Origin of the sequence: Lysinibacillus sp. YS11 (assembly GCF_002896375.1) — a bacterium.
GTDB classification, from domain to species: domain Bacteria; phylum Bacillota; class Bacilli; order Bacillales_A; family Planococcaceae; genus Lysinibacillus; species Lysinibacillus capsici.
The window spans coordinates 1,158,039-1,174,799 of the sequence record NZ_CP026007.1; the positions used below are offsets into that span (position 1 = coordinate 1,158,039).

15 protein-coding genes and 1 pseudogene are annotated in these 16,761 nt (G+C 35.8%); all 16 read left to right on the plus strand.

The window, feature by feature from the left end:
• The first annotated feature begins 5 nt into the window (after window positions 1-5).
• The gene (gene pgsA / locus LBYS11_RS05375) at window positions 6-584 is read left to right on the plus strand and encodes a CDP-diacylglycerol--glycerol-3-phosphate 3-phosphatidyltransferase (RefSeq protein ID WP_004224936.1); all 579 of its coding nucleotides are present in this window, start codon (window positions 6-8) and stop codon (window positions 582-584) included.
• A gap of 16 nt (window positions 585-600) precedes the next feature.
• On the plus strand, window positions 601-1,860 hold the full coding sequence (locus LBYS11_RS05380; RefSeq protein ID WP_054550950.1) for a competence/damage-inducible protein A: 1,260 nt from the start codon (window positions 601-603) through the stop codon (window positions 1,858-1,860).
• A gap of 161 nt (window positions 1,861-2,021) precedes the next feature.
• A complete protein-coding gene (gene recA, locus LBYS11_RS05385) occupies window positions 2,022-3,086 on the plus strand; it encodes a recombinase RecA (RefSeq protein ID WP_004224934.1) in 1,065 nt (354 codons plus the stop codon).
• Window positions 3,087-3,601: 515 nt separating this feature from the next.
• Window positions 3,602-5,161: a ribonuclease Y gene (gene rny, locus LBYS11_RS05390; protein WP_004224930.1), complete on the plus strand. Its 1,560-nt coding sequence runs from the start codon at window positions 3,602-3,604 to the stop codon at window positions 5,159-5,161.
• A 225-nt stretch (window positions 5,162-5,386) separates the two neighbouring features.
• Window positions 5,387-6,115, plus strand: a complete 729-nt coding sequence (locus tag LBYS11_RS05395) for a YveK family protein (protein WP_048391525.1) — start codon at window positions 5,387-5,389, stop codon at window positions 6,113-6,115.
• A pseudogene (locus LBYS11_RS05400) lies at window positions 6,115-6,815 on the plus strand (CpsD/CapB family tyrosine-protein kinase). The gene LBYS11_RS05395 and the pseudogene LBYS11_RS05400 overlap by 1 nt, the downstream one beginning before the upstream one ends.
• Window positions 6,816-6,855: 40 nt before the next feature.
• Window positions 6,856-7,611 carry a tyrosine-protein phosphatase gene (locus LBYS11_RS05405; protein WP_233732463.1) on the plus strand — a complete coding sequence of 252 codons (756 nt, stop codon included), beginning with the start codon at window positions 6,856-6,858 and terminating at the stop codon, window positions 7,609-7,611.
• Window positions 7,612-7,705: 94 nt separating this feature from the next.
• Complete coding sequence (locus LBYS11_RS05410) at window positions 7,706-8,824, plus strand: glycosyltransferase family 4 protein (RefSeq protein ID WP_066036551.1); 1,119 nt, start codon at window positions 7,706-7,708, stop codon at window positions 8,822-8,824.
• Between the two features lie 117 nt (window positions 8,825-8,941).
• Window positions 8,942-10,132 (plus strand): glycosyltransferase, encoded by a 1,191-nt coding sequence (locus LBYS11_RS05415; protein ID WP_066036552.1) that lies wholly within the window; start codon window positions 8,942-8,944, stop codon window positions 10,130-10,132.
• On the plus strand, window positions 10,119-11,462 hold the full coding sequence (locus LBYS11_RS05420) for a hypothetical protein (RefSeq protein ID WP_054550541.1): 1,344 nt from the start codon (window positions 10,119-10,121) through the stop codon (window positions 11,460-11,462). The genes LBYS11_RS05415 and LBYS11_RS05420 overlap by 14 nt, the downstream gene beginning before the upstream one ends.
• Window positions 11,463-11,467: 5 nt before the next feature.
• Window positions 11,468-12,559: a glycosyltransferase gene (locus tag LBYS11_RS05425; RefSeq protein WP_048391513.1), complete on the plus strand. Its 1,092-nt coding sequence runs from the start codon at window positions 11,468-11,470 to the stop codon at window positions 12,557-12,559.
• Window positions 12,560-12,578: 19 nt separating this feature from the next.
• Window positions 12,579-13,145 carry a hypothetical protein gene (locus LBYS11_RS23465; protein WP_233732470.1) on the plus strand — a complete coding sequence of 189 codons (567 nt, stop codon included), beginning with the start codon at window positions 12,579-12,581 and terminating at the stop codon, window positions 13,143-13,145.
• Between the two features lie 2 nt (window positions 13,146-13,147).
• Complete coding sequence (locus tag LBYS11_RS23470) at window positions 13,148-14,059, plus strand: lipopolysaccharide biosynthesis protein (RefSeq protein WP_233732474.1); 912 nt, start codon at window positions 13,148-13,150, stop codon at window positions 14,057-14,059.
• A 77-nt stretch (window positions 14,060-14,136) separates the two neighbouring features.
• Window positions 14,137-15,246 carry an acyltransferase family protein gene (locus tag LBYS11_RS05435; RefSeq protein ID WP_103117596.1) on the plus strand — a complete coding sequence of 370 codons (1,110 nt, stop codon included), beginning with the start codon at window positions 14,137-14,139 and terminating at the stop codon, window positions 15,244-15,246.
• Window positions 15,247-15,360: 114 nt separating this feature from the next.
• On the plus strand, window positions 15,361-16,158 hold the full coding sequence (locus LBYS11_RS05440) for a TIGR00282 family metallophosphoesterase (protein ID WP_048391507.1): 798 nt from the start codon (window positions 15,361-15,363) through the stop codon (window positions 16,156-16,158).
• A 177-nt stretch (window positions 16,159-16,335) separates the two neighbouring features.
• On the plus strand, window positions 16,336-16,602 hold the full coding sequence (locus LBYS11_RS05445; RefSeq protein WP_004224903.1) for a stage V sporulation protein S: 267 nt from the start codon (window positions 16,336-16,338) through the stop codon (window positions 16,600-16,602).
• The last annotated feature ends 159 nt before the right edge of the window (window positions 16,603-16,761 follow it).

The window sequence follows — 16,761 nt, forward strand, 5'->3', positions numbered from 1 at the left end:
GAAAAATGAACATTCCAAATAAAATTACCATCTCTCGAATCTTACTTATTCCATTCTTTGTCATTGTTATGATGTTTGATTTTGGCTGGGGAACATTATCACTTTTTGGTGCAGAGATGCCAATCCATCATTTTATAGGCGCACTTATTTTTATCTTTGCTTCAACAACCGATTGGGTGGATGGTTATTACGCACGTAAGTATAATCTTGTAACGACATTTGGGAAATTTTTAGATCCCTTAGCTGACAAGTTACTTGTCTCAGCAGCCTTTATTTTAATGGTCGAGCTTAAGATGGCACCTGCTTGGGTAATTATCATTATTATTAGTCGTGAATTTGCTGTAACGGGTTTACGTTTGATTTTGGCAGGTGGAGGAGAAGTCGTAGCTGCCAATCAGCTTGGTAAAATTAAAACTTGGGCACAAATTGTAGCGATTGCTGCTGCTCTTTTACACAATACAATCTTTACATTGGTTGGTATTCCATTTGATACAATCATGCTCTATGTTGCATTGTTCTTTACACTTTGGTCAGGATGGGATTATTTCTATCTAAATCGACGTGTATTACTTGAGTCTAAATAAGAAAGGTCTTGGGATCATGAATGCTGAAATTCTTGCGGTTGGCTCAGAACTATTATTAGGTCAAATTACGAATACAAATGCGAGATTTATCTCAAGCCAGCTATCCGAGCTTGGCATCAACGTTTTTTATCATACCGTAGTAGGCGATAATGCAAAGCGTTTAGAACAAGCTATCGAAGTGGCAGAGTCTCGTGCAGATCTCATTATTTTTTCGGGAGGACTTGGTCCAACAAAAGATGATTTAACGAAGGAAACGATTGCACGTCATCTTGGTGTTTCTCTTGAGTTTGATGAAGTAGCATTGACGTATATTGAGCAATTTTTTGCTAAACGAGGACGTCCAATGACGGAAAATAATCGTAAACAGGCATTAATTTTAGCTGGGAGTGAAGTATTAGCTAATCACCATGGAATGGCTCCAGGTATGATCTTCACAAAAAATGATCGCACTTATATTTTATTACCAGGACCTCCAAAAGAGTTAGAACCAATGTTTCAATTTGAGGCTAAACCTAAACTTGCTGCGATGCTTAATGATGGAGGGATCATTGCATCACATGTTATGCGATTTTATGGAATTGGTGAGGCCGAGCTTGAAGTACAAGTTCAAAATATTTTAGATGCACAAACCAATCCAACAGTTGCTCCACTTGCTTCTGATGGTGAGGTAACGTTACGCGTAACAGCTAAAGCCGCAACAGAGCAACAAGCTGGCCAGCTTATTAAGGCAAAGGTTGCAGAAATACAAGCACTTGTTGGTGATTATCAATATGGTGTAGATGATGATTCCCTTGCCTCAAAAACGGTAGAAATGCTACTGGATAATGAGCTAACAATTGCGGCTGCAGAAAGTTTAACTGCTGGTTTATTTCAATCTGAACTTGCGGAAATTCCAGGGGTAGGCAATGCACTTATAGGAGGCGTTGTTACCTATGCAGCAGATGCGAAAGTAAAACAGCTAGGCATTTCACAAGAATTAATTGATACACATGGTGTTGTGAGTGCTGAGTGTGCAGCGGCAATGGCAAGTGCTGTTCGTGAGAAATTTGCTACAAATATTGGGATTGGTCTTACAGGAGAAGCAGGTCCCACTGCACATGATCATCAGCCAGTAGGTACGGTTTGGATTGGTATTGCCATAAATGACGAGGAGCCGCTTACATATTTACTTCATTTATCAGGCATGCGGAATACGAATCGACTCCGTGCGGTGAAATTTACATGCCATTATTTAATGCAACTTTTAGAAGAACGTGGCTACACAAAACGATATTAAAATAGAGTAGAACATAGGAATTTGGGTAGAGGAAAACTATCCAAATTTTTATTTTGAAGAAAAATCGAATAAATGTTCGCTTTTTTCTTGCGTGTTTTCTCAAAAACAAGTATAGTAGAGATAGATAAAAACAGTGAACAGTTTTCGAAGGAGGAAAATGAATGAGTGATCGTAAAGCAGCCTTAGAACAGGCTCTAAAACAAATTGAAAAGAATTTCGGTAAAGGTTCCATCATGAAACTCGGTGAAAAAACCGATTTAGAAATTGCGACATCTTCAAGTGGTTCACTTGCACTTGATGCTGCATTAGGAGTGGGTGGATATCCACGTGGACGTATTATTGAAGTATACGGTCCAGAATCATCTGGTAAAACAACTGTTGCTCTACATGCCATTGCTGAAGTACAGGCATCAGGTGGACAAGCAGCATTTATCGACGCGGAGCATGCATTAGATCCAATCTATGCACAAAAATTAGGTGTCAATATTGATGAGCTATTATTATCACAGCCCGACACAGGTGAGCAAGCACTTGAAATCGCAGAAGCATTAGTGCGCAGTGGGGCTATTGATATTATCGTTATTGACTCTGTTGCTGCCTTAGTGCCAAAAGCTGAAATTGAAGGGGATATGGGTGACTCTCATGTCGGCTTACAAGCACGTCTAATGTCTCAAGCTTTACGTAAACTTTCAGGTGCGATTAATAAATCAAAAACGATTGCTATTTTCATTAACCAAATTCGTGAAAAAATCGGTGTTATGTTCGGTAATCCAGAAACAACACCAGGTGGACGAGCGCTTAAATTCTACAGCTCTGTCCGTTTAGAAGTGCGACGTGCAGAAGCTATTAAGCAAGGTAATGATATTGTTGGTAACCGTACTAAAATTAAAATTGTAAAAAATAAAGTAGCACCACCTTTCCGTACAGCTGAAGTAGATATTATGTATGGAGAAGGAATTTCTAAAGAAGGCGAAACAGTCGATTTAGGCGTAGAATTAGACATTGTACAAAAAAGTGGTTCTTGGTATGCATATGGCGATGAGCGCTTAGGTCAAGGACGAGAAAATGCTAAACAGTATTTAAAAGAAAATACTGCTGTCCTAGAAGACATAGCAAATAAAATCCGAGCTTCTTATGGTATTGCAGCTTCTTCTTATACAATTGCTGCCCATGATGATGAAGAAGAGATGGATGAAGAATTAATGTTACTTCTGGAAGAAGAATAATTAATGATTGCATTGTTCCCACTTTATTGAGGGGGCAATGCATTTTTTTGTCTATATTCTTAAATTTTTACACATAATAAGAGAGAGGCTATGTGTTTATTTCTTATGTACTGTTTTTTTATTAATTGTATTTAACATGGAAAATTTTCTAGTGAAATAGTAATAGGGAAAAAATTCACTGAATGGATAGGACTTACTTTTTTTGGCTAAGGTGGCGAACATACGCCTGACTATCCTTGACAGAGCATGAGGCTAGCTATACAATTAAATATGTATAATTTCTGAATTATGACTTTAAATAGGCAGTACATTTTATCCTCATTTAGCAAATGTTTTATAGTGAAATATCCTTTAAAATGGATGTCTAAACGCCTACTGGATGAAGATAATGCCTTTGGCCAATGAAACGGGTTTTGCATAAATTTTAACAAAATCTGGTGCATTTTAGCTAAGGCGACATAGATGTATGCGCCGACTGAAACTGTAATACCCAAATAGCAAGAGGAGGTGTTCATATGGATGGAATTACTATCATCTCCGCTTTGCTTGGACTCATCGTTGGTGCCGCTGTTAGCTATATCTACATGAAAAAAGTGAATGACTCAAAAATCACTGGTGCTAAACATGTCGCTGAAACAATCGTTGAAGAAGGAAAACGAGAAGCGGAGGCAATGAAGAAAGAAGCACTACTTGAAGCCAAAGATGAAACTCACAAATTTCGTACTGAAGCTGAAAATGACATTCGTGAACGTCGTTTAGAACTTCAAAAACAAGAGAACCGTTTATTGCAAAGAGAAGAGAATCTTGATCGCAAAGATGATGCTCTAAATAAGAGAGAAGCTGGCTTAGAGCGCAAAGAACAAGCTCTAGCTGAAAGACAACAGCATATTGAACAGATGGAGAGCAAAGTGGACGAGCTCATGGCATCACAAAAAACAGAGTTAGAACGTATTTCTGCTTTAACTAGGGATGAAGCTAAATCAATTATCCTCAATGAAGTAGAAAAAGAGTTATCAACTGATATTGCTGTGATGACGAAAGAAGCTGAAACACGTGCGAAAGAAGACTCAGATAAAAAAGCACGTGAAATTTTATCATTAGCACTACAACGCTTTGCTGCAGATCACGTAGCAGAAACAACTGTATCTGTTGTGAACTTGCCAAATGATGAAATGAAGGGACGTATTATTGGTCGCGAAGGCCGTAATATCCGTACATTGGAAACGTTAACAGGAATTGATTTAATTATTGATGATACGCCAGAAGCGGTTATATTATCAGGCTTTGATCCAATTCGCCGTGAAACAGCTCGACTTGCACTTGAAAAACTTGTACAGGATGGTCGTATTCACCCAGCTCGTATTGAGGAAATGGTGGAAAAAGCTCGACGTGAAGTGGATGAACAAATCCGCGAAACAGGTGAGCAAACTACATTTGAAATTGGTATTCATAACTTACATCCAGATTTAATGAAAATTTTAGGCCGCATGAAATATCGTACAAGCTATGGACAAAATGTCCTAAAACATTCAATTGAAGTCGCACATTTAGCAGGATTACTTGCTGCTGAACTTGGTGAAGATGTAGCATTGGCTCGTCGTGCAGGCTTATTACATGATATTGGAAAAGCAATCGATCATGAAGTTGAAGGAAGCCACGTTGAAATAGGTGTGGAATTAGCAACAAAGTATAAGGAACACCCAGTTGTCATTAATAGTATTGCTTCGCATCATGGTGATACTGAAGCAACATCTGTTATTGCGGTATTAGTCGCTGCAGCTGATGCATTATCAGCTGCTCGTCCAGGTGCACGTAGTGAAACACTTGAAAACTATATCCGCAGACTTGAAAAGTTAGAGGAAATTTCAGAAAGCTATGATGGCGTAGAAAAATCTTATGCGATTCAAGCTGGACGTGAAATTCGTATTATTGTACAACCTGAAAAAATTGATGATTTAGCGTCTCATCGTCTTGCGCGTGATATTCGCAAACGTATTGAGGAAGAACTCGATTATCCAGGTCATATTAAAGTAACAGTTATTCGCGAAACACGTGCTGTGGAATACGCGAAATAAATATTAAAATAATAGGCATCCCTTGACCAAGGTCAGGGGTGCCTTTTTGTATGTGAATAAATTCGATGTGATCTACCCAGTAAGAATAAATGGATGATTCCAACAATATAGTATGGAATAAAGCATAGTGAACTAGCCTCAACAAGAATACCTTTTAAAAATTAACCAGCCTAGTTATACTCCATTTTTACAACTGGTTTATGTTTTGACAAGGAGTGAAGAGCATTGAAAGAAACAATCACATTACAAGATATATTGAAAATAGTCCGAGAAAACTTTCTTTTTATCATAAGTTTTACACTTTTTGCAGCGTTGGTTACAGCCTTTATTAGTATCTTTGTGTTAAAACCTACCTATGAGGCAGAAACGCAAATTTTAGTTAATCAAAAAAATATAGAGCAACCACATTTAGGTGTACAACAGGTTGAAACAGATCTCCGACTTATTAATACGTATAACATTATCATAACAAGTTCTGCTATTTTATCTAAAGTTATAAATAAGCTAGATTTGGATGTCACACCTGAAGTTTTAATGGATCAAATTACTGTATCTAGTGCCAATAACTCACAAGTTGTCAATATTAATGTTGTAGACAAGCAAGCAGAGTTGGCTGTCGAAATTGCCAATACAATAGCAGATGTGTTTCAAGAGGAGATCCAAGTTTTAATGACGGTTGATAATGTTAATATTTTGTCAGTTGCACAATTAGATAAGGAACCTGTACCGATTGCGCCAAATAAAACCCTTTATATAGTAGCAGCCTCATTTATTGGCTTTGTTTTAAGTGCTGCTATCATCATCATAATAGAGAGCTTAGATACTACAATCAAGACGGAGCAAGATATTGAAGAGCTAGTAGGACTACCGATTATTGGCTTGATTAGTCAAATTAGTGATGCTCACAATAAAAGCACTAGGATAAAATCTCGTAAAACGAGGAGAGGATCATAATGTTTTGGAAAAAAAAGAAAAAGAAGAAGTTAGTGAAAATGGCACGAAAACTTGTGACGATTGCAAATGGCCATTCTTTTATTTCTGAACAATTTCGAACAATCCGAACAAATATTACTTTTTCAATGCCTGATAGAGAAATTAAAACAATATTAGTAACATCTGCAACACCAGGTGAAGGAAAGTCAACCAATGCAGCCAATATAGGTGTTGTTTTCGCACAAGAAGGAAAACGGGTCGTCATCGTAGATGCAGATTTACGAAAACCAACAATGCATTATACGTTTCTATTGCAAAATGCTAGAGGTCTATCAAATTTACTAACAAGACATTTTACAATTTCCGAAGTCGTCAATAATACAGATATTGCTAATCTATATGTCTTGACAAGTGGGCCTATTCCCCCAATCCTGCAGAGTTACTAGCTTCTACCTTAATGGGGAGTGTAATTGAGGAACTAAAGAAAGAGTTTGACATCATTATTTTTGATGCGCCACCCCTATTATCTGTAACAGATGCTCAAATTTTGTCTAATAAATGTGATGGTACATTATTAATTGTGAACAGTGGAGTTGCAGAAAATGAAAGTGTGTTAAAAGCAAAGTCAAGCCTTGAAGCCTCAAAAGCAAATATTTTAGGCGTAGTATTAAATAACTATAAAATGCCACTCCATCAATATTATGAGCAATATTATCGTTAATTCAAGTATCTAGACAGGGAAGTGAAGTACAGTGATTGATATGCACAGTCATATATTATTTGATGTCGATGATGGTCCGAAAACGATTGAAGAGACACTTTGTTTATTTGAGCAGGCAGTTTTGGAGGGGATTTCAACGATTGTTTCCACTTCGCATGCTTTACATCCATTGTATAATGTCCCCTTTGATGTCGTGAATGAGCAAATTGTACAGTTACAAATGGCAATTGACCAACGTAATATGCCGTTAAAACTTTACACGGGACAAGAGGTACGCTTGGCAGGTAACATTCTAGAATTGTATGAAAAAAAACAATTACATACATTAGCAAATTCCAATTATTTGCTGTTGGAACTTCCCTCTAATCATATTCCCAAATATACAAAGGATATCATTTACTCGTTATTAACAGCAGGCATAACACCAATTATTGCACACCCAGAGCGAAATAGAGTCATTTCAGAAAATCCAAGTCATTTGGAACAAATTATACGCGAGGGGGCAGTTGCACAAATTACATCAGGGAGTTTAGCAGGATTGTTTGGAAAAACCGTCCAAAAACTTTCGCTAAATTTAGTGCGCTCGAATCTTGTCCATACATACGGTTCAGATGTGCATAACTTAAATACACGTCCTTTCTTATTTGAAAAGGGACTTAGATTTTTAGAAAAACAAAAAGATTTGGATATGGTAGAATTTTTGCTTGAAAATAACGAACGAATCATTAACAATCTTCCATTAATTGTATATGAACCAGATGATACTTTCACAAAAAAATGGTGGAAGTTTTTTTAAAATGGGAAAGCACCTTTAAGTTGTAAGGACATAAAAGGTAGGAAAAAGTAGCTGAAGCACTAGAGACATTCTATGTTTAAGGGGGGCATATGAGATGCGAGTTGTTTTTATGAGGAGTAACCCTGTTTCTCCAGATCCAAGGGTTGAAAAGGAAGCACATTGCCTTGCGAAAAATAATTGGAAGGTTCACATTTTAGCTTGGGATAGAGATAAAAAATATAAAATAAAGAACCAGCTGTTAGAAGGTGAACAGGCAATTCGTATTACAAGGTTTGGTATTCCGGCAACATTTGGAGGAGGTTTGAAAAAGAACTTAGTCCCATTTATAAAATTTCAACTTAAACTTTTTCAATGGTTACTTCGCCATAAAAATACGTATGATATGATTCACGCTTGTGATTTTGATACAGCGTTAATAGGTACAATATGTGGGAAATTACTTCGTAAAAAAGTAATCTACGACGTATTTGATTCGTATACATCACCATTTTATGGACCAGAGATTATTGGAAAGGTCATTGCTAGTCTAGATATACGCCTTATGAATAGTGTGGATGCAGTCATTATATGTACAGAAAAGCGCAAAGAACAGATTGCTAAGGCTTCACCTAAAAAAATAGAGGTCATATATAATACTCCACGTTATATAGATTCCAATGATTGCTTAGAGTTGAATCCGAAAAAAGTAAAAATAGTCTATGTAGGTATACTTACTGAAAATCGATTGATTAGTGAATTGGTTGAAGTAGTAAAGAATACGCCAAGTTATGAGCTGCATATTGGTGGATTTGGTAAGTTAGCTGATACATTGCTGCAAGCTTCGAAAATGCATGACAATATACACTTTTATGGTAAGTTACCCTATGAAAAAACAATAGAGTTAGAAAATAGTTGTGACATTATGACGGCTATTTATGATCCTACCATCTCTAACCATTATTATGCTGCACCTAATAAATTCTATGAAGCATTAATGCTTGGTAAGCCTTTGATTATGGTGAAAAATACGGGAATGTCAGAAGTAGTTGCAGCAAATAATTTTGGAGAACTTATTGATTACAATAGAGAGAGTTTACAAAACGGAATTGAGAATTTGGTAAAGCGTAGAAAAGAATGGCCAGAAATTTCTCGTGAAATGAAGGCACTGTACGAAGAAGGTTACAGCTGGGCGAAAATGGAGAAACGGATAACAGATTTATACAGTATTTTATAAAAGCTATGCGGAGTGTGAGTAGCAAAGGGAGTAGCTCGTAGCGGCTATCGATCCAATTTTTATCCACAAACGTAAGAGCAATATGAAAATTTACAGTAGTATTTTTAGGGGGCTAATATGAAAATATTATTTGTTGCACAAAATTTTCAAATGGGTGGCATCCAAAAGGCGTTAATTAATATGCTAAAAGAAATCAGCCTCTACGAGAAATATGAGATAGATGTTTTCACATTTAGTGGAGGGGAATTAATGAACGATATTCCCTCCAATGTGAAGGTAACTACAGGGAACTTACTGTTACAACTAATTGCTACACCTTTTGCTGAAGTGAAAAAAAGAAATAACGTATGGCATATTATTTTACGCATTGTGTGTATGATAGTTATTCGATTAATAGGTTCCCATAACTTCTATTCGAAGCTTTTAAAAAAACATCGCAATAATTGTCATTATGATATCGCCATATCTTATTTTAATGATGTACCCAATCAATACTTCAATAAGGGGACCAATTTATTTGTAGATCAGTTTGTGATAGCAAATCGTAAGCTCGCATGGATTCATACAGATCCCATTAAAGCGAATTTTAATTATGAGGCTTGTGTCAAAACCTATAAAAATTTTGATCGATTGTTATGTGTTTCAGTAGCATGTAAGGAAAATTTAATAAATTTTCTTCCAGAATATCAACATAAAATTCAAGTGGTTTATAATTTTTTTCCAATCGAAGAGATTAAAGAACTGGCATGTCAATATACACCGTTTCATAAAAGCGAGTTGGATTTAATATCTGTCGGGCGAATTGAAAATAGTACAAAAAGGTTCGACCTTATTCCACATCTGTGTAAGTTGTTAAAGGAAGCTTCTATAAATAATTTTCGCTGGCGCATTTTAGGGGATGGACCAGACCTACTTTCAAATCAGCAATTAGCTTTGCAACTAGGTGTAGAGGATGTAGTTGAATTTGTAGGAGAAATGAAAAATCCGTATCCATTTATAAAATGTAGTGATGTATTCGTTTTAACATCTGCCTACGAAGGCTATCCAATGGTCATTGGGGAGGCATTAATTGTACAAACGCCTGTTATTACAACGGACTTTGCCGCAGCAGGTGAACAAATTTGTAATGGTCATAACGGATTGATAACAGGCTTTAACATTCAAGATATCTTTCAAGTCATTTCTAGTGTTATGAAAAATACAGAATTACTACACAATATGAAAAATTACATAGAGGAAAATCACTACACAAACAAAAAAGCTCAAGAGCAACTAGTATTGGAGTTTGATGTACATGATAGAATCTAAGAATTTTAGTGTGCTCATTTGTATAATTTCAAGTATCTTTGTCGTATTCAAAATATATACAGGTAGTAATCTATTTCTCTGGCTCTTCTTCCTTTTAACTAGTTTGGCGATGCTGCTAGATAAGCAGCAGCATCGAATTGACTATTTATTGTTTTTTATTTCGTGGGTGTATGTCATTAAATTCGATATATCAGGATATTCACTGCTTGTTGTACTTAGTTCTTTCTATATTTTGTTAAGTATTTTGACGCTCTTTTTACAAAAGCAAGGTATTTCAAAACGACTCCTATTAACCTATTTTTTATTTGCATTTTATACGGTGGCCGTAACGATAGTTAGTGGTGGTAATCTTATTGCAGTTTTAGGCTTTGTGTTGAATTATAGTGTGCTCTTTTGTGCAATATTGACCCTCGATGATAAGGCATATTTCAGAAGGTATACGTATATCTATGCATCGGGTTTACTAGCTGCTTCAATCGTTCGATTGATTAGTTATTCTATCCCAGAAATTGATCATTTCATAGAGTCAATGACCATTGTGAATACAGTGAAGACAATGAACTCGATTAGTACAAGATTTACGGGTTTAGATTTAGATCCAAATTACTTTAGTTTGCAAGTATTAATAGCTATGGCTTGTTTATTAGTGCTTTTTAATCTGGATGGAAAAAAGGAGAAAAAGTCAATTGTATTACTCGTGATATTAGCATTTTTTGGCATACTGACATATTCCAAAATGTTTATTATTACATTAATCGTTTTCATTATGATGACATTTGTTGTATTCATTAGAAATAATGTGAAGACTGCTATTAAATTTTCGTCTTTTATCGTGATTATTTGTGGGGGTGCCCTCTATTTTTTTTACGAGAAGTTATTCGAAATTTATTGGATTCGGTTTTTTGGGTCAGGAATATCGACAGATGCCATTACCACTGGTCGAGTGAGTAGTTGGAGCCTATTTGTAAATGAAATCCTTCAAAACACGAAAGTATTTGTTTTGGGTGCAGGCTTTGGCACAAGCTTTGCGAAGGTAAAGATGGCACATACAATGTACTTATCAACTCCCTATTATATAGGTTTAATCGGAATAGTCTTGTCAGTACTATACATTTCAAGCCTCTATAAAGTACTTAGAGAGAATGTCGGAATTATGAATAGACCAGGCTTTCAAATCCTTTCAATCAACGCTATTCCTCTCTATATCATGTTAATAGCGAATATAGGACTTGATTCATTTGTCATGGATTATTTTCCATATCATATTTTATTAATTATGTTTGCACTGACTATGAGTAAAAGTAAGGGAACTACTATGAATGAGAGGTGAGGTGAGTGCCATATTTAAGCATTATTGTCCCCGTCTATAATACGGAACCTTACTTAAAAATGTGTCTTGATAGTATTCTGAGACAGGAATTCGTAGATTTTGAGTTGATATTAGTAAATGATGGCTCGACTGATAGCTGCTCAGTAATCTGCGATGAATATGCCGAATCTGATACAAGAATTACCGTCATTCATCAAGCAAATAGTGGTGCTGTCAGTGCCCGTAAAGCAGGGCTAAGGGTCGCCAAAGGACAGTATATTGGTTATGTAGATAGTGATGATTGGATTGAAGTTGATATGTATAAATCATTATGTAATACTGCACGTGTTTTTGATGTAGATATTGTTATTTGTGACATTGTAGAAAATTATCCACTCCAAGAAGTGAAGAGATCACAGCTTGTCTCGCCTGGTTTGTACAGGAAGGATAGAATGGAAAAAGAAGTATATCCAATTATGCTATATTCGGGCGAGTATTACCGTTTTGGCTTATATCCATCTTTATCTAATAAAATATTTAAAAGAGACCTATTAGAGAAAAATCTCTTTGATGTGGATGATCAAATTTGCATGGGGGACGATGCTGCTTGTACATATCCTAGCTTACTTGATGCAGAAAGTATTTATATATTAGAAAATCAGTATCTCTACCATTACCGTCAGCATTCTTCTTCCATGACGGCTAGTTATGATCAGATGTTTTTTAAAAAAATACTTGTGTTGTATGAACAATTGAAAGTTTTAAAGTACAGGAAAGCAGACCAGGTTCCTAATTTTGCTGAACAACTTCAGTATTATTTTACTTATTTAGTGATGGCAGCTGTGAATAATGAATTGAATAGATTCAACCATAAGCGTTTACATGAAAAGCGTACCTTTATTAAGAAAATGTTGATTCATGAAGCGTTTCATGGATCGTTGCATGCGATTCGGATGACAAATATGCCGCTCAAATCAAAGATCTATACTTGGTTATTAAAGAAAAAACAAATTCTTTTACTTTTCATGTTGAATAGGCTTAATCGGCGGATCAGTGATTGCAAAGGTTTAATTCCTACTTTTACTAAAAGAAAAGGTGCTTACCAGCATGAGAACTAAGAGAGTAGTTTTAAATTTAATGTCTAATGTATTACTACAAGTTGTTGCAGCGGTTATTAATTTCATTTTACCTAGACTATTTATGACAACATACGGCTCTGCTACAAACGGGCTTGTTTCGTCGATTAAGCAATTTTTAAGTTATTTAAAAATAGTAGAGGCTGGGGTTGGTAATGCATCGATAGTGGCACTTTATAAGCCACTAGCCAAGGGTGATAAAGACCAAATAAATGGAATTCTTTCAGCCACTAATCGTTTTTATAGACGTTCGGGTTATGTCTTTGTTGGTTTAGTCGCCATTTTGGCTATTTGTTATCCGTTATTAGTAGGAGATGAAGTGAATCCGCGAACGGCTCTTTACATGGTACTTATTTTGGGGATTAGTGGCATGTGGGAGTATTTTTTTATAGGGAAATATTTAGTTCTACTGTCGGCAGATCAAAAAAGCTATGTTATTTTTCGCATTCAAACAATGTTGCTTTTTGCGAGTGCACTATTGTCAGTTACTTTGATAGCATTAGGTTTTTCCATCGTCATTGTTGTTGCTAGTTCAAGTGTCTTATTGTTACTGGATATTCTTTTTTAAGATTGTATGTTAAAAAGAAATATCCATATTTCAATAGTAAAAAACAAGCGAATACGTTAGCAATTAAAGATAAATGGGATGCTTTAATTCATCAAATTGCCTCTTTAGTGGTGTTTAACACGCCGTTTATTTTAATAACGATTTTTCTGGGCTTAACAGAAGTCAGTGTGTTTACAGTTTATAGTATGGTGTTTAATGCAGTCACATTGTTTATATCCACTTTTTCAGGGGCGATATTAGCAGCTTTTGGAGACATTCTTGTCAAAGAGGATAAGGACGTTCTTCGGAAATATTTTCATCACTTTGAATATATTTTTTATGGCATCATTGCTTTTAGCTACACATGTACAGCTATTTTAATATTGCCATTTATAAAGATTTATACAGCAGGGATTGAAGATGCCAATTACATAAGGCCCTGGTTAGCAATATTGTTTGTCATTGTAGGAGTAGCGAATACAATTCGGATTCCTGCCAATACGTTAGTGAATGCTGCAGGCCATTTTAGAGAGACGAAAAATCGTGCCATTATGGAAGCATTAATCAACCTTGTAGTTTCTCTTGTTTTTGTACAGTTTTTTGGCGCAGAAGGAATATTACTGGGAGGAATTTGTTCATACGGCTATCGTACTTATGATTTAATCATTTATTCTTCTAAAAAGATTTTACAAAATTCACCTAAAGATACTGTCAAAAAAATTGTGCAAAATAGTATTTTTGCACTTACTGCAGCAATACCATTTATATTTTTTATCGAGCTCCATATTACATCTGCAGGTTCATGGCTTGTAGCAGCTATATGTATTTCCTTGTGGACGATGTTTATTTTATTAGTAGGTAATTTTATTATTGAGCCTCAAACAATGCGAGATATTTTGGTGCAATTAAAGAGAACAATTACCAATAGTAAATAATTTTATCCCTGCATTGAGTAAGGTAAGTAGCATAATTGAAAGGCAAATTGATTCCTTTGAAATGGCAGGTGAGGGTGATGAAGCGAGAAGTCAAAGAAATATATTTACTACGATTCGTTGCTTGCTTAGGGATTGTGTTAATGCATAGTGTTACGTTGGCATTGAACATGTATGACATAGAAGAAGGTCCACTATTCGTAATCCTGACATCTATTCAGCTGATCTTTATGTTCGGGACACCTCTTTTTATATTTATCTCAGAGTTTGTCATTGCCTATTCCTATTCAGATCGTTTGCCGAAAAAGTTTTATGTAAAACGTTATAAATATATGTTAACGCCATTTCTTTTTATTGGACTACTCGATGCCGTTCTTAAATCAATTGAATCGCCTTCTATTGAATTTGCCAAAAAACTACTACTAAATTATTTGGAAGGTGACTTCCATGGTTATTTTATCGTGATCATTTTTCAGTTTTATATCATTCATCCATTTTTTGTGAAATTTATTGCCTCAAGATACCCTGCCTATAAAGTAATAATGACTGCTTTTATCATTAATTTTGGTTACTTAGCCTTTTTTAATTTTTTGGATCCATTTAAGTATTTTCCTGATTTAGCGTATACTAGTTTAAAATGGGATTTTTTTAATAAGATGCCATTTCCTGCGTGGATTGCTTATTTTGCAGTAGCTTATTACTGTGGAAAAAATTATGATAAATTTCTATCGTGGTTACAGCGTTTTCGTTATTTGTTACTAGCAGTATTACTAATCACAGTAAGTCTTTTGCTAACCACTCAATTATCAGGTATTATTACGGAAGTTCATTCAAAGAGAATAGACGTTATCCTTTATACATTCAGTGTAGCTTTTCTGTTATTTTTCATAGCGAGTAAAAGAAGAAAAATGCCGAAATTTATCATTTTTATTAGTCGTTATTCCTTCGGTATATATTTATTACATCCCCTAGTTAATAGCCTACTTAAAATTTTTTTAACGAATTTTATCAAAACATTAAGTGTATTTTCTGTCATTGCCATTTCATTTATTGTCAGTCTCAGTTGCTCCATTTGTATAACATATATAATGAGTAAATGGAAATTAGGCGCTTTTTTTATAGGGCAACTCAATACCAATGGGGCCTCATCTAATAAAAAAGATGCACAATTTCCCATCCAGAAATCCTAAATAAACTGGTATTTAAACGTGTAAATGGGGTAAGGCTTGCGATTTACTTTGCGATTGCCAAAGCAAAGATGGTAAACTAAAAGATGTTATTTAGAGAAAGTGTGGTCTTGCATAATGAAAGTTCTATTTATTGGTGATATTGTTGGTTCAATTGGTCGAGATGCGGTGGAAAAATATTTACCTCGCTTAAAAAAGAAGTATAATCCAGATGTTGTGATTGCAAATGGGGAAAATGCTGCGGCAGGACGAGGGATTACTCGTAATATTTATAATAGCTTGCTACAAATGGGTGTAGATGTTATTACGATGGGGAATCATACATGGGACAATAAAGATATTTTTGATTTTATTGATGACGCGGATTACTTAATCCGTCCGGCAAACTTTTCAAGTGAAGCACCTGGTAAAGGTATGGTCCAGATTTCTAAAAATGGCGTGACATTATCTGTCATTAATTTACATGGTCGCGTATTTTTACCTCCACATGAGGATCCGTTTGCAATGGCAGATCAATTGATTGCAGAGGCTCGACAAATATCTCCACTTGTCTTCGTGGATTTTCATGCTGAAGCGACTAGTGAAAAAATCGCTCTTGGTTGGCATTTAGATGGAAAGGCTTCAGCGGTTGTTGGGACACATACACATGTGCAAACAGCAGATGCAAGAATTTACCCGCAAGGTACGGCTTATATCACGGATGTTGGTATGACAGGGCCGTACGATGAAATTTTAGGTATGACGAAGGAAAGTGTCATCTATAAATTCCAAACAAACATGCCATCTCGTTTTGAAGTTCCGAAAAAAGGGCGAGAGGTTTTGAGTGGTTTCTTTGTCGAGATGGATGATCGAACAGGAAAAGCTATTGCCTGTGAACGCATTTATATAAATGAAGACTATCCATTTCAAGGGTAGATAAGTCGAAGAATGTTTTTTTACGTTTCTTTTACGGGGATATAGGTTTCTTTGTCAAACTAGTCTATTTCCGTTTTGCGGAGCATAAAATGTGCTACGGACAATAACTTGAGGTCCAAAAAGGGGGACATGAGTTGTTGAGCGTAAACACTATTCGCGAAACGGGGAGGAATAATTGTGGATTCATTAAAAGTATCATCACGCTCTAATCCAAATTCAGTTGCAGGTGCATTAGTCGCGGTAATCAGAGAAAAAGGGCAGGCAGAAATGCAAGCAGTTGGGGCAGGTGCACTTAACCAAGCCGTGAAAGCAGTGGCCATTGCACGCGGATTTGTAGCGCCAAGTGGCACAGATTTAATTTGCGCGCCGGCGTTTGCCGATATTTTGATTGCTGGAGAAGAACGAACAGCATTAAAGCTGCTAGTGGAAAAACGTATTCGATAAAAAAGTAATGAAGTAAAATGCTCTGTCACATAATATTGTGGCGGAGCATTTTTTCGTTTTCCTGTTTTACATATGATAGATGTCACTTGAAATAGGGGCGTGATTTTGCTTAGATTTGAAAATTACAACTTTATGAACAGGATTTTCAGTCAAAGGTCT

What these genes read in the sequence shown, in the direction of transcription:
- LBYS11_RS05420 (WP_054550541.1), top strand. Translation starts at nt 10,119, where the DNA reads ATGATAGAATCTAAGAATTTTAGTGTGCTCATTTGTATAATTTCAAGT.
- LBYS11_RS05440 (WP_048391507.1), top strand. Translation starts at nt 15,361, where the DNA reads ATGAAAGTTCTATTTATTGGTGATATTGTTGGTTCAATTGGTCGAGAT.
- rny (WP_004224930.1), top strand. Translation starts at nt 3,602, where the DNA reads ATGGATGGAATTACTATCATCTCCGCTTTGCTTGGACTCATCGTTGGT.
- LBYS11_RS05380 (WP_054550950.1), top strand. Translation starts at nt 601, where the DNA reads ATGAATGCTGAAATTCTTGCGGTTGGCTCAGAACTATTATTAGGTCAA.
- LBYS11_RS05415 (WP_066036552.1), top strand. Translation starts at nt 8,942, where the DNA reads ATGAAAATATTATTTGTTGCACAAAATTTTCAAATGGGTGGCATCCAA.
- pgsA (WP_004224936.1), top strand. Translation starts at nt 6, where the DNA reads ATGAACATTCCAAATAAAATTACCATCTCTCGAATCTTACTTATTCCA.
- LBYS11_RS05405 (WP_233732463.1), top strand. Translation starts at nt 6,856, where the DNA reads ATGCACAGTCATATATTATTTGATGTCGATGATGGTCCGAAAACGATT.
- recA (WP_004224934.1), top strand. Translation starts at nt 2,022, where the DNA reads ATGAGTGATCGTAAAGCAGCCTTAGAACAGGCTCTAAAACAAATTGAA.
- LBYS11_RS05410 (WP_066036551.1), top strand. Translation starts at nt 7,706, where the DNA reads ATGCGAGTTGTTTTTATGAGGAGTAACCCTGTTTCTCCAGATCCAAGG.
- LBYS11_RS23465 (WP_233732470.1), top strand. Translation starts at nt 12,579, where the DNA reads ATGTCTAATGTATTACTACAAGTTGTTGCAGCGGTTATTAATTTCATT.
- LBYS11_RS05435 (WP_103117596.1), top strand. Translation starts at nt 14,137, where the DNA reads ATGAAGCGAGAAGTCAAAGAAATATATTTACTACGATTCGTTGCTTGC.